Here is a 13320-nt window from a genome sequence, read left to right as displayed (position 1 = left end):
AGGACCCGGCGCCGGCGGCAGCCACCCCTCCTGCGGTAACGGCGGCCGTCACCCGATGACTCCGCGGACCAGCCTGGCGGTGTGCCGGAGGGACATGGTGGGCATGTATGCCTGTGTGAGCGCCCGGCCGATGACCGGGAGCGCCAGCGGGTCGTGGTACATCATGTAGAGGGTCCGGTGCCGGGGGTGGAAGCGCTGTTTGAACGCCGCCAGCGACCGGAAACCGTACACCGGTTCCAGCACCGCGCCCAGCCAGTCAAGGAAGCGGCCGACCGCGGCGCCGTCGGTGGATTCGGGTGCCGCGTCACCGCCGTGGGCCGGCGCCAGCGGCGAGCCGGACAAGGAAATCTGGTCCATGGTTCCGTCGAAATGCAGCACGGCGGAGGCAATCAGGAATTCCATTACGCCCTTGAAGCCGTCCGGGCTCCGGCGCATGAAATCGAGCGTCCGGCCGGCGACGGCTCCGTCCTTGAACACCGGCAGCCAACTGGTCACACCGTGGACTTTGCCCGCCGAATCCACCGCCAGGCACAGCACCACGTTCTCGTCCTTGAGTTCCTCGAGGCCGCCCAGGGTGAACCCCATCTCCGGCAGGGTTTTCTCGGAGACCCACGCCTCGGAGATTTCGTGGACCTGGGTCCGCAGCGAACCGGTGAGCTCGGCGTAGGTACACCACCTGGCCTCAACAGAGAGCTTCCTGGCTTTGTTCAGGGCCGTGCGGACTCCCTGCCACTGACTGCCTTTGAACTCGATCGTGTCCAGCGGCAGCAGGGTTTCCTCAGCCACCCTCACCCGGCTGAACCCGAGGTCCCGGAGCTGCGGCCAGTGTTCGTCCGTAACCGAGTACCAGCACGGCGCGAGCGACTGTTCGGCACAGAACGCCGTGAACACCTCAACGGCCGGTTCGAAGTCGGCGGGTTTGCCGAAGGGCCCGCCGACGGTCAGCGCCACGTTGTAGTGGATCTGGTAGGCGATGCCCACCGTCTCGGCGTCGTTGAACCAGTATCGGTTGTTGGGCCAGAGCGCCATCCAGGACAGCGAGCCGCCGCCCTGGCGTACCAGCCGCCGGGCCAGCGAGATGCCGCTGTCCGCACGGAGGTCCCGGAGTTTCCGGCTGACGAACATGGCGAGGATGCTGACCAGACAGATGAACCAGAACACGGCGCCGCCATAACTGAAGATCAGCGGCGACCACACTCCGTGCGGGTAGACCGAGACCGAGTACCGGAACGAGAACGGATACGGCAGGAACATCCGCGGCAGGGTGGCCAGGAGGGCCAACAGCCCGGCCCGGTGGTAGTAGTTGTCCTCGGCGAACCACGCCACCACGTATCCCGTGACGAACAGGGCGAAAACGCCAGCCAGCAGGATCAGCGAACGGCGGCCCAGGACCGGGTCGGCGTCGACGTTGAAGTGCCTCCGGGCGGCGAACAGCGCCGCCGCTATCAGCAACGGCACCAGCACTACGGGGAGGACCTCCGCAACGCCCGAATCCACCGAGAGCACCCGTGACCCGCTCCGCACGGACCGTCCGAACTGGGCGAAAAGCTGCAGGTAGATGGCGGAGAGGACACCAATGACCAACTGGACGGAAATCGTCACCCACAGGGCGGCGCGGTTTCCCCGGCGCAGCCCCTCCGCGCAGACCAGCAGGAGCACCAAGGGAACCAGGGCCAGGGCCTCCCCGCCCGGGCCGCGCAGCCCCGGGCTGTGGATGATCTGAAGGCAGGAAAGGTCGACCGCGGCCGAGCAGCTGGCCTGCAGATCGTTGATAGTGGGGAGCGGGTTGACAATCAGGTTCCTGAGCACGGCCAGTGGCCCCGAGGGTGCCTTCGCCAGACTGGCCAGCACCGGTCCGGCCGCGAAAACTGCCACCACCATGGACAGCAGTGCCCTGACTTCCCGGCTGGTGGAATGGGTCAAGCGGCCGCCGCCGTGCCTGCCGCCCATCACCACACCGATGCCGAGCCCGGAGACCACACCCAGCAGGGTGTGGAGGTTTTGCGGATGCCCGATATAGAGCAGGAGCATCACCGTCACAGCGATGCCCACCGACCGGAATCTTCGGCGCCAGAGGGCGCTGATCCGCGGGCTAGCGGCCATCACGGAGGCCAGGGACGCGGCGAACGGCCCCATCGGCCCGGGATGGCGCAAAGCGGACAGCCATTCGCTGCCGACGGCAGCCCCGAGATCGGCCACCGCGAAATACAGGAGCAGTGCCCCGAGGTGTCCAGCGAGGAAGGCGAGGGCGGCCCGGCCGATTCCCAAGGTTGTTTCGGCCAGGCCGACGCACCCCAGGATGACGGCTGTCGCCAGGACATAGGAGGCGAACGGTCCGGGAAAGAGCGCGGAGGTGAACACTGGCCACCATGGGCCGCGCACCAGCAAGTCCGGGTCCGCGGTCACTGCGGTCCGGAGCCCGGCCGGAGGCCCGGAGATCACGGAGCCGGTGAAAATTCCAACTGCCCACAGCAGCACCACCAAGGACAGCGCCAACGGGATCCTGCGGATACTCCGGCCCAAACGCCTGAGCAGCCGGACCGGCCGGCTATCCCGAAAGGCGTTGCCGGGCGCAGGCACCGCAGCCGGGGCCTCCGCGGCAACAGAATTCACCGCCGGGGCGGTTTCGCTGACGCCTGCCCCGGGCAGGCTGGCACGGCGCCATGATGCAGCCAACGACAACCTCCGAACCTCTCCGAAACCCGGCAGTTGGCAGGAAGCCTGGCGGCGTCCCGCAGCAACCGTGGTCAGGATACGCCCGGAAGCTGGGGAGTTCCTTAGTTGTCCTGGAGCAGTTCGAGGTCTTCCTCGTCGTCGACGTCTTCGCTATCGTCGTCGTCATCTTCTTCATCGATGACCTCAAGCGGGGTCACCTCGCCATACGCTTCATAAAGCGAGTCATCGTAGACTTCAAAGGCATCGGCGACGGCGAAAAACGCCGCTTCGACCGCGGGATCCCCATCCCCGCGCCGCGCCGCAGCAGCGGCCAGATGTTCTTCCAGGGCGGAGGTAAGGGACTGAAGCGCGACACGCGGATCGATGCTCATGACTTCACGTTAGCCCGAAAAAGACGAAAATGGAGAGCAATGAAGGAACAATTTCTGAGCAGCTCGGTCCGTCGGGAACGGGACTACGCACGTCAGTACGAGTACCTCGTGCTGACGGTCAGTCCTGAAGATTCGCTGCCCGAGGCGCGCCGCCTCCTCGCCGCGCACTCGGAGTACGGCAAGTGGGAACTTGAACGCAGTGTCCTCTACGTGGGCGGTGGGCGGCGCTTCTGGCTCCGCCGGAAAGTCATCCAGGTCCAGCGGACCGTTTAGGACTCCAGCGGGCCGAGCCAGGCATTGGCGACCGTGTTGTGCGCCGATTCGTCGTCGGAGGGATGGAACATGCCGGCCAACACGTCCCGGTAGAGGCGTTCGAGTTCGGAACCGCGGAAATAGCTGGACCCGCCGGAGACCCTGATCGCCAGGTCGACCACCCTGCGCGCCGTTTCGGTGGCGTTCACCTTCACCCCGACCAGCTTAGGAAACCACTGCCCGCCGTGCTCGGCGAGGGCATCGACGTCGGCCGCTACCGCGGCGAGCTGCGGGTAGAGCGCGTCCATCGCCATGGCCGCTTCTGCGACTTTCCAGCGGATGTCCGGGTCCTGTGCGTAGCTGCGTCCGCCGTTCTTGAACGAGGTGCGGCGCTTGACCGCTTCGACGCCGAGCTGCAGCGCCCGTTCTCCGATCCCCGTGTATACAGCGGCCAGCAGCGTCTCGAAGCAGGCGAAGATGGCGAAAATCAGCGGGTCCGCGTTGGGGCCGACGGGAAGTTTGCGGAAGATCCGCTCCGGCGGCACCACGGCCCCTTCCAGGACCGTGGTGTTCGACTGGCTGGCCCGCATGCCCAGGGTGTCCCAGTCGGACAGGATTTCGTAGCCGGGAGTCTCGCGGTCGATGAAGCCGTGCACCAGTTCGCCGTCGCCGTCCCGGGCCGCTGCGTCCTTGCCGAAAATGCCCAGCCGCGTCCAGGCCGGCGAGAGGCTGGTGAAGATCTTCCGGCCGGTGAATCCATAGCTTCCGTCCGGCAGGGGTGTCGCCTCGGTCCGCGAGTCGAAGAGCACGGAATCGTTGCCCGCCTCGGAGTTGCCGAACGCGAAAATCTCACCCTGCGCCGCCTCCTTCAGGACGAAGTCCAGCGAGGAGTCGCCCCGGGCGGCGAGCACGTGTGCGACGCCGGTCCAGACCAGGTGCATGTTGATCGCCAGCGCGGTGGCCGGGGCCGCCGTCGCCAGCCGCCGCTGCAACTGCGCGGCACCGGCGAGTCCCAGGCCCAGGCCGCCCTCGGACACCGGGACGAAGATCTTCAGGTATCCGGCGGCGGTGAGGTCCCGGAGGTCCTCGGTGAAGAACGCGTTGTCGCGGTCGTAGCCGGCTGCTCGGCCGCGGATCCGCTCCAGCAGCGCGTCGGGCAGGATGTCGTCGGGCGTCATGTCGTTGGGGGCCATTCCTCGTAGGTGCCGCTCAGTAGTTGCTCAGCAGGGTGTTCAGCACGCGTGCGCCGAACTTCAGAGAGTCGGCCGGCACCCGCTCGTCCACTCCGTGGAACATGCCGGTGAAGTCCAGCTCGTCCGGGAGCATCAGCGGGGCGAAGCCGTAGCCGGTGATGCCGAGCCGGCTCAGGGCTTTGTTGTCCGTGCCGCCGGAGAGCGTGTAGGGCAGGACCTTCGCGCCGGGATCCTCGGAGTGGAGCGCGTCGATCATGGAGTCCACAAGGTTGCCGGCGAACGGGACTTCGAGCGAGACGTCCTGGTGGACGTAGCTGACGTCCACGCCGGTGCCGGCCAGTTCCCGGACGATCTCGAGGACCTGCTCCTGCTGTCCCGGCAGCGTGCGGCAGTCCACCAGGGCCTCGGCCGATTCCGGGATCACGTTGTGCTTGTAGCCGCCCTTGAGCAGGGTGGGATTGGTGGTGTTCTGCAAGGTGGCGCCGACGAAGCGGGCCACGGTGCCGAGTTCCTTGAGGATCTTGTCGGGGTCGTCCGGGTCGAATTCGACGCCGGTGAGTTCGGTGACGCCGTCCAGGAACTGCCGGGTGGTCGGCGTCAGCTCAACCGGCCACCGGTATTCGCCGATCCTCGAGACGGCGCTGGCCAGCCGGGTCACCGCGTTGTCGGTGTTGATCTGGGAGCCGTGGCCTGCGCGGCCGTGGGCCACCAGCCGGAGCCAGGACAGCCCCTTCTCGGCCGTCTGCAGCAGGTAGGTGCGCTGGCCGCCGATGGTGGCAGAGAATCCGCCCACCTCGGAGATCGCCTCGGTGGCGCCATCGAAGAGTTCGCGACGGTGTTCGACGGCGTACCCGGCGCCGTACTTGCCGCCGGCCTCCTCGTCGGCGAAGAAGGCGAAGATCAGGTCACGCTTGGGTTTACGGCCCGTGCGCGCGAAGTCCCGCAGGACCGAGAGGATCATGGCGTCCATGTCCTTCATGTCCACGGCGCCGCGGCCCCAGATCAGGCCGTCCTTGAGTTCGGCCCCGAAGGGGTCCACGGACCACTGCTCGCGCAGCGCAGGGACGACGTCGAGGTGGCCGTGGACCACGAGGGCGCTGGCCGATGGGTCCTCACCGGCGAGCCGGGTGACAACATTGGCACGGCCCGGCGCTGACTCGAAGATCTCGGCGTCCAGCCCGACCTCCGTGATGAGGCTGGCGGTGTATTCGGCGGCAGCCCGCTCCCCCGGCCCGGAACCGTCACCGTAGTTGGACGTGTCGATCCGGATCAGTTCCTGGCAGATCCGGACAACCTCATCTTCGGGCCGAACGTCAGTCATATCGCTCCTCGTGGCAGTGGCTCAGTGCTGGCTTCAGCCTACCCACTGGCCCCGATTATTTGTTTCCGGAATCTTCGTGCTAGAGTCTTTCTCGCTGCTTCCGAGAAAAGCAAAACGCTGAAAGGCGAAATTCTTCCCGGAAATACCACCTGCGCGGGTGGCGGAATGGCAGACGCGCTAGCTTGAGGTGCTAGTCCTCGAAAGGGGGTGGGGGTTCAAGTCCCCCTCCGCGCACAACAGGAAATGCCCTGGAATCCTTCATGGATTCCGGGGCATTTTTGTTTTCTCGCCGGGCGGGTCAGGTGATGCCCGCCTTTCACCTCGCTCCCGGCCTATCAATCGCCGGGTAGCGCTTGCGGCGTTGACACCCAGCCGCACTCGGGACCAATCTGTAACAGGGGGCTGAGGCCAGGAGGCACCATGGATCAGTCCGGCAAAGACTCCGCTACGAAGGCTGCTTGGATCACCGGCGGCTTTGCCCTTGTTGGCACTGTGCTGACTTTGATTTTCGCCGGTCCGAAGATTGTGGGCGATGGTGGTAACCCGTCCGGGTCATCTCAGGCTCCACTGTCATCGTCCGCGGTGGCCCCCGTGCCCCCGGTCCCGCCATCGCAGTCGCCGACGTCGATGTTGCCGGACGGCTTGGAAGGTTCCTGGATTGGCGGGGTGGGCAAAGATTCAAGCCGCCACCTGATGCTGACGAAGGAGGCGGGCTACGTCTTGTGGGACACGGCCCGTGAGGGCGCGCCCATCTATAAAGGAAAAGCCGCCTTCAACGGCTCCACCGCGACGTTCTTCGGCGAGGACAAGTCCATCCAGTCCTTTTCGTGGTACCTGGAAGAAACGCCCGTCGGCGACATACTTCACCTCTCAGAGCAAAGCTACCGGCGCGAGTAAGCGCCGGATGTGTCCACACCTGGAGTCCGGCCTTTCGTGACCGTTGAAACCAGCTTGCCGCCGGAACAGCAGGCCTTACTGGCCGCTGGAGCTGGGCTCCGGCCGTTTCCACAAGCCGGCCGGGAGAACCTAAACGGCGAGCAGCCCGGCGGGCATGTGGCCGGCCAGCGAGGACAGCGCGCGGGGCCGCAGGACCGGCCACTCCTCGGTCAGCAGCGACAAGATGACGAAGTCGCGCCAGAGGCCGTCGGCGTTCCGGGAGGACCGGCGCCGGGTTCCCTCGGCCGTGAATCCGAAGCGCGCCAGCGAGGACAGCGACCGCTGGTTGCGGGCATCCACATCGCATTCGATCCGGCCGGCCCCGCAGGAGAACAACCAGTCAAGCAGGCTGATTTTCACCTCGTGGTTCACCTTCGCCCCCCAGAAGTCCGGGTCCAGCACGGTGCGGCCGATCTTCACCCGCTCGGTCCCGTCGTCGTGTTCGGTGATACCAGTGGTACCGATGAAGCGGGACTGTCCCAGCGGGAGCTTCTGGTACACCGAGAAGACCTGCAGCCCTGCGAAGCGCCGCTCCACGAACGCCGTCAGGTCCGCCTCGCCGGCAGGCCGGCCCTCACTGTCGCTGAAGCCCTGGGACCAGATTTCGTCGCGGCCCAGCAGCCGGGCCAGCGGCTCGACGTCGAGCGGCGTGAATGGTGCCAGGACAAACCTGCCGGTGACCGTTTGAAGGGTCGGCAAAGTGTCGGGAAGGAGCAGCGCCATTGCGGCCTTTCTGGTGCGCGGGGATGCGTCGGAGCGGGGAAATCCGGGAGCCGTCGTTGTCCGCAAATATGCGGCGGCAACAGAAATTATCACCCCGGTGCCCCACCCCGCAACGACACGCTGGCGGGCGGCACCACGGGGGTCCACGCCGAGGGCGTAAGGCCGTGTCGGGGCCCCGCGGCGGTTTCCGAAAAACGCTGCGGAATCGGACCGACGCATCCCGGGCCCAAGGTGCGTCCGCCCGGAACCGGCGCGGAAATCGCGTCAGCGAGATTCCAGCCCACGGATGTCCTCCTCGCCGAACCCGCAAGGCCGGTTTGAGACCATCCGCTAAATGTAGGGGACACGCTGGATCTGGAGTACTTCAGAGCCGGAAACGACGTTGAGGCGAACCCATTCGTTAGCGGTGGAAGCACCCTCGATGGTCACCCGGCTCAGGTTCGAGACAGTGCCCGAGGGACCGTAGAACGACTTCCATTTCGAGGCGCGGCCGGGGACCGGGAAGAAGACCGAACGGACAGGGGCAAGCCGCTCCAGCGCGTTCCCCCTGCCGGGTTGAGCCGTAGGGAACGCCGCCGATCACCGCGAGGCTATAACTCGTCGCCGCGCCCGCCGTTCCCGTGACGGCGCCGGATATTCCCCGCGCCGGTGCCGCCCCGGCCATCCTCGGGGCTCGCCTCATCAGCTTCCTCCGTCCGGGCACCGCGGTGCAGGGCCTGCTGAACGGTGCCGAGGAGGGAATGGAACCTGGCGTTGTCCGGCAGCTCCTCGATGAGGACGACGCCGTCCGGCCCGGCGAGCGGTATGCACCAGTTGGGGTATTCGGTGCTGGTGCCCGGCTGGTTCTGGGTGCGGGTCTCCCCCACAGCATCCACCAGCGCTACTCCCAGCAGGGACGACGGCGTAAGGGCCGTGAACTCGTACAGCGCCTCCACTGTGGCCTGCTCCCCTGCGGCTCCCGCCGCCGGCAGCAGTCCGTGTTGCCGCACCAGCGCCAGCACCGCGTCCTGGTCCGCGGCGTCGGCGGCACGTTCTTCTGCCACCGGACGCCGCAGCAATCCGAGGGACTCCCGCAGGGTTACATGTGCGCCGGCCAGATAGCCCGCGGTGGGCGGCAGGTCATGGGTATTGACGCTGGTCAGGCATTGTTGCCGGTAGCGTTCCGGCGCCAGCGGGCCGTCGTCGTCGTGTTCGAACCAGAGGATCGAGGTGCCGAAGATCCCGCGTTCCGCCAGGTAGTCCCGGACCCAGGGCTCGAAGACGCCGAGGTCTTCGCCGATGACAATGGCACCGGCGCGCTGTGCTTCGAGGGCCAGGATGCCGACCAAGGCTTCGTGGTCGTAGTACACGTAGGTGCCCTCGCCCGGCCCGGCGCCTTCCGGAATCCACCAGAGCCGGAACAGGCCCAGGACGTGGTCCACCCGGATTCCGCCGGCATGGCGCAGTACGGTCCGCAGCATGTCCCGGTAGGCGGCGTAGCCGGACTCGGCCAGCTTCCCCGGGTGCCACGGAGGCTGTGTCCAGTTCTGGCCCTGCTGGTTGAACATGTCCGGCGGCGCGCCCACCGTCACGCCCTGCGCGAGGACGCCGCCGAGCGCCCAGGCGTCGGCGCCGCCGAGCTTCACACCGACCGCCAGATCGTGCACGATCCCGATGTCCATGCCGGACCGCCGAGCCGCGTCCTGTGCCGATTCGAGTTGTTGGTCGCAGATCCACTGCAGCCAGCGGTGGAACTCGATGCGGTCCGCGAGCGCCGCCCGTTGCTCCGTGGCGTACCCGGTGTCCGGTGAGGACGCGACGTCGTCCCAGTCGCGGGCCGACGGGCCGAGGGACTCCGCGAGAGCCGACCACAGGGCGAAGTCGTCGAGCCCCTGCCCCTGGTCACGGCAGAAATCGCTGAAGCGGCGTGAGCGCGCCGGGCCCCGACGGACCCGGAACACGAGCTCGAGCGCGTCCAGCTTCGCCTGATAACTGGAGTTGCGGTCCAGCAGCGCCGACTCCCGGTTGGCGGCGTGCAGGCGGGACGCTAGCCGCTCGGTTTCGGACAGGGCCTGCGGGGCCAGGTAGGCGTACTCCGGGATCTCCTCCACCCGGATGTACAACGGGTTGAAGAAGCGCCTGGTGGTGGGCAGGTACGGCGAGTCCTCCACCGGCGGTCGGGGCTCTGCGGCGTGCAGCGGATTGACTAGGACGAAGCCCGCCCCCTCGGCTCCTGCCACCGCGGCGAGGTCGGCCAGATCGGCGAAGTCGCCAATCCCCCAGGACCGCGCGGACCTGACGGAGTAGAGCTGGGCCGTGAGTCCCCAGCCGCGGCGGCCCGCCAACGCCTCGGTGGTCCGCAGCCGCTGCGGGGTGACCACAAGGGGACACTCGGCGCGGGTGCCGGACCCGTCGGCCAGGATGGTGTGCCAGCCCAGCGCCAGACCGTCCGGGATACCGAAGCTCGCCCGCCCGGTGAGGACACCGTCGACGTCGCGGGGCGCCTCCCAGTTCTCCAGTTGCCGGGTCTCGCGCCGCGTTCCGTCCTCCGTGACGACCCATACGCTGACGTGGCTGCCATGCGGCACGTGGACGTGGAAAGCGGCCGCGGACCCCTCACGTGCCACCACAATGGGCGGCAGGAGCCGCCGCCAGGGAGCCACTTCAGCCTCGGCCAGGGAAGCCCGCAGCTGCCCCGCGCCATCGGTGGCTATGCCCAGGGCAGTGAGGACCCGGCGCAGGGTGCTGCCGGCCACCGCGCGTTCCACCCCGTCCCAGCCCCAGTAAGAGGTCCCCACCCCGTGGGCCGCCGCCAGTTCGCGCAACAGGGCGTCGGCGTCGTCCGCCGGTCCCGGTCCGGCGTTGCGCGGCTCGCTGCCGTCCGTCATGGGCGCGCCGAGCCGTCGACCGGGCGTGCCGGCGGCTCGGCGCTGTGCTGGATGGCGTGGACGTGGGCCTCTCCCACCAGTTCGTGCAGCCCGGCGACGGACCCGGCCAGGCTGAGCCCGGGCGACGCCACGATGAACGGCATCAAGAGGCGGTTCTCCTTGTCCAGGTGCAGGGTGAACACCTCGCCGATCGCGCCGGCGGCGACGGCGGCGTCGACCCCCTGCGCGGCCCGGAGGCGTTCGACGAGCCCAACGATCACCTGGTGTTCAGCGAGCATCCCCGCTACCAGCAGCCGGCCCTCCGGGGCGTCACCGGCGCCGCCGTACAGCGGCCCCTCCTCGGCGAGCGCGTGCGGGACCAGTTCGGTCTCGCACCATTCGACCAGCACCTCGTGAGCGTCGTGCTCCGCTACGGCATCATCTGCCCGCACCGCATGGGTGAGCGCGGTGACCAGCGCATCAAGCCGTTTGAGCATCCCCGCGTGGTGGGTCTGTACGGCAGCGAGCGCCCGGGCTTCGTCCTCGGCGTTCTTGGGAACCGGCGTCTGCATGGCATCTCCCTGGCTGGGCGGGATTCTGGTCCCACTGTACGTCCGGTCCGGCTCCCGGCAACAGGCCTTTCGGCCCGGCGCACGCTCTCCCGGTCCGTGCCGCGATGCTCGGCGGCCGGGAGCGTTTCGCCGCCGCACAGCCCGCCGCGCTAGCCTTGTATCTTATGGTTGACGTCGAACGTTTCCGGGTCCTCCTCACCGAGGAGCGCGACCGGAAACTTGCCCTGCTGCCCGCCCTCCGCAAGGACATCACCTCAGTGAACGCCGCGCGGCAGGACTCCAACGTCGACGACGAACACGATCCGGAGGGCGCGACGATCGCCTTCGAACTCTCCCAGGCGACCGCGCTGCTGGAACAGAGCAGGGCGGGGCTCACCCACATCGAGGCGGCGCTGGCCCGCATCGACGCCGGCAGCTACGGGATCTGCGAAGTCTGCGGCGAGCCCATCGCCGAGGGCCGGCTGGAAGCCAGGCCGTGGACGCCCTACTGCATCCGGCACAGCGCCGGGCGCGCCTGACCGGGAAGGCGTCGCAGTCCCCCATGAGCATTGACGCAACAACCCTTGCCGCCAACGACCTCGCCGGCACGTGGTGGCAGCGGATCGTGGCCGGGTTCAGCCACGCCCCCGCTCCGGTGGTGACCGGTACCGAGCTTCTGCTGGTGGTCGCCGTCGCCGTCGTGCTGTCCTTGCCGCGCGCCAGCTGGCGGTACTTTGGCCTGCTCGCCACCGTGACCCACGAGCTGGGCCACGCGTTCGCCGCCCTGATGACGGGGCAGCGGCTTGGCGGCATCCGGCTGGGCCTGGACCATTCCGGCACCACCACCAGCTACAGCCGCCGCCCGCTGGCCGCGGTTTGGTCGACGTTCTGGGGCTACCCGGTCCCCGCCGTGGTGGGCGCCGCGATGGTCTGGTCCGGCTTCAATGGCTGGGGCCCGGCGGCGATGTCGGCCGGCACCCTCCTGCTGCTGCTGTCCTTTGCCTTCCTGCGCAACGGCGCCGGTGTACTGATCACGGCCGCGGCGGTGATCGCCGCGGTGCTGCTAGTGCTGTTCGTCCCGGCGGTGTTTATTGGCCACGTGATGATCGGCCTGGGCCTCGCGCTGCTGGTGGCCGCCGTCCGGGACCTTGGCAAGCTAGCGGCGGTGCACACCAGACACCGGAACCGGCTCTCGACGTCGGACGCGTACCTGTTGTCCCGGTCCACGCCGCTGCCGGCGTTCGCCTGGATTGGACTGTTCGCGCTGGTGGTGGCAGCGGCCTGGTGGGCCGCCTGGCAGCCGATGGCACCCGTCCTCGCCGGCCTGCTGCCCTAGGCACGCCCCCAGCATGCGCCCGCCAGGCACTGCACATAGGCTGGGAGCATGAGTGAGACAACCACAAGCACGGAATTCAGCACCAGGGGCGCCTATGTCACCGGCGGCGCGGAGTTCAACCGGGACACCAACTACATCGAGGACCGGATCACCCGCGACGGCGCCCCAGGTGCCAACGGCGAGCCCGGCTGGCCCGTTGAGCCCGGACGCTACCGGCTGGTCGCTGCCCGGGCCTGCCCCTGGGCCAACCGCACCGTGATTGTGCGGCGGCTGCTGGGACTGGAAGACGTGATCTCCCTTGGCCAGCCCGGACCCACCCACGATGCCCGGTCCTGGACCTTCGACCTTGACCCCGGCGGCAAGGACCCCGTCCTCGGCATTGAGCGGATCCAGGAGGCCTATTTCCGCCGCTTCCCGGACTACCCGCGCGGCATCACGGTCCCGGCCATCGTTGACATCCCCAGCGGCGCGGTGGTGACCAACAACTTCCCGCAGATCACCCTCGACTTCTCCACCGAATGGACCGAGTTCCACCGTGCCGGCGCCCCGGACCTCTACCCCGAGGCCCTTCGCGAAGAGATCGACGCCGTCAACAAGCGCGTCTTCACCGAGGTGAACAACGGCGTCTACCGCTGCGGCTTTGCCGGCTCCCAGGACGCCTACGACGCCGCCTACGACCGCCTGTGGACGGCGCTGGACTGGCTGGAGGATCGGCTTACCAGCCAGCGCTACCTTGTGGGCGACACGATCACCGAAGCGGACGTCCGGCTGTTCACCACGCTGGCACGCTTCGACGCCGTCTACCACGGGCACTTCAAGTGCAACCGGCAGAAGCTCAGCGAAATGCCTGCGCTGTGGGGCTACGCCCGCGATCTGTTCCAGACCCCCGGTTTCGGCGACACCACGGATTTCGTGCAGATCAAGCAGCACTATTACATCGTCCATGAGGACATCAACCCCACCGGGGTCGTCCCGAAGGGCCCGGCGCTGGGCAACTGGCTCACGGCGCATGGCCGGGAAGCCCTCGGCGGCAGGCCCTTCGGCGACGGTACGCCGCCCGGCCCCGTCCGGGCCGGCGAGGAAGTCACCGCCGGACACGGCGCTGCCTAAGCTCC

Annotated in this window: 12 protein-coding genes and 1 tRNA gene; 6 read left to right on the top strand and 7 right to left on the bottom strand. The window is 68.0% G+C overall.

All coding sequences use genetic code 11. The features are described from left to right. Nucleotides 1-48 precede the first annotated feature (48 nt). Together AC1MED_RS09270 and AC1MED_RS09265 are read right to left on the bottom strand one after the other, a co-directional pair. On the bottom strand, nt 49-2496 hold the full coding sequence (locus tag AC1MED_RS09270; protein ID WP_479783067.1) for a bifunctional lysylphosphatidylglycerol flippase/synthetase MprF: 2448 nt from the start codon (nt 2494-2496) through the stop codon (nt 49-51). Nucleotides 2497-2777: 281 nt separating this feature from the next. Next, entirely contained in the window at nt 2778-3047 is a 270-nt protein-coding gene (locus AC1MED_RS09265) for a hypothetical protein (RefSeq protein WP_346958089.1), read from the bottom strand. A gap of 39 nt (nt 3048-3086) precedes the next feature. Between AC1MED_RS09265 and AC1MED_RS09260 the strand changes: the two genes are divergently transcribed. After that, nucleotides 3087-3320: a DUF5703 family protein gene (locus AC1MED_RS09260; RefSeq protein WP_346958090.1), complete on the top strand. Its 234-nt coding sequence runs from the start codon at nt 3087-3089 to the stop codon at nt 3318-3320. Here the strand turns inward: AC1MED_RS09260 and AC1MED_RS09255 are convergent. Continuing rightward, a complete protein-coding gene (locus AC1MED_RS09255; RefSeq protein WP_479786635.1) occupies nt 3317-4477 on the bottom strand; it encodes an acyl-CoA dehydrogenase family protein in 1161 nt (386 codons plus the stop codon). The genes AC1MED_RS09260 and AC1MED_RS09255 overlap by 4 nt on opposite strands. A 31-nt stretch (nt 4478-4508) precedes the next feature. Then, nucleotides 4509-5813 carry a M20/M25/M40 family metallo-hydrolase gene (locus tag AC1MED_RS09250; RefSeq protein WP_479783066.1) on the bottom strand — a complete coding sequence of 435 codons (1305 nt, stop codon included), beginning with the start codon at nt 5811-5813 and terminating at the stop codon, nt 4509-4511. A 151-nt stretch (nt 5814-5964) separates the two neighbouring features. Between AC1MED_RS09250 and AC1MED_RS09245 the strand changes: the two genes are divergently transcribed. Both AC1MED_RS09245 and AC1MED_RS09240 read left to right on the top strand, forming a co-directional pair. Beyond that, nucleotides 5965-6047: transfer RNA gene (locus AC1MED_RS09245), tRNA-Leu, on the top strand. Between the two features lie 186 nt (nt 6048-6233). Next, entirely contained in the window at nt 6234-6710 is a 477-nt protein-coding gene (locus AC1MED_RS09240; RefSeq protein WP_479783065.1) for a hypothetical protein, read from the top strand. 129 nt (nt 6711-6839) lie between these two features. Here AC1MED_RS09240 and AC1MED_RS09235 read toward each other — a convergent pair whose 3' ends face one another. The 3 genes from AC1MED_RS09235 to AC1MED_RS09225 all read right to left on the bottom strand — a co-directional run bounded on the left by AC1MED_RS09235 (nt 6840) and on the right by AC1MED_RS09225 (nt 10890). Beyond that, nucleotides 6840-7472, bottom strand: a complete 633-nt coding sequence (locus tag AC1MED_RS09235; RefSeq protein ID WP_479783064.1) for a GNAT family N-acetyltransferase — start codon at nt 7470-7472, stop codon at nt 6840-6842. A gap of 590 nt (nt 7473-8062) precedes the next feature. After that, entirely contained in the window at nt 8063-10339 is a 2277-nt protein-coding gene (gene malQ, locus AC1MED_RS09230) for a 4-alpha-glucanotransferase (protein WP_479783063.1), read from the bottom strand. Beyond that, nucleotides 10336-10890, bottom strand: coding sequence for a hemerythrin domain-containing protein (locus tag AC1MED_RS09225; RefSeq protein WP_479783062.1), 555 nt, complete (start codon nt 10888-10890; stop codon nt 10336-10338). The genes malQ and AC1MED_RS09225 overlap by 4 nt, the downstream gene beginning before the upstream one ends. Before the next feature lie 164 nt (nt 10891-11054). On the opposite strand from AC1MED_RS09225, the gene AC1MED_RS09220 reads away from it, so the two are divergent. From AC1MED_RS09220 to AC1MED_RS09210, 3 genes are read left to right on the top strand one after another with little or no spacing between them, the layout of a single operon-like run. After that, nucleotides 11055-11408, top strand: coding sequence for a TraR/DksA family transcriptional regulator (locus AC1MED_RS09220; protein WP_346958096.1), 354 nt, complete (start codon nt 11055-11057; stop codon nt 11406-11408). Nucleotides 11409-11431: 23 nt separating this feature from the next. Continuing rightward, nucleotides 11432-12205, top strand: a complete 774-nt coding sequence (locus AC1MED_RS09215; RefSeq protein WP_479783061.1) for a M50 family metallopeptidase — start codon at nt 11432-11434, stop codon at nt 12203-12205. A gap of 48 nt (nt 12206-12253) precedes the next feature. Further along, the gene (locus tag AC1MED_RS09210; protein WP_479783060.1) at nt 12254-13315 is read left to right on the top strand and encodes a glutathione S-transferase family protein; all 1062 of its coding nucleotides are present in this window, start codon (nt 12254-12256) and stop codon (nt 13313-13315) included. Nucleotides 13316-13320 lie beyond the last annotated feature (5 nt).

This window comes from Arthrobacter sp. BI5 (assembly GCF_056680065.1).
This window is presented reverse-complemented; position numbering and strand designations above follow the sequence as displayed.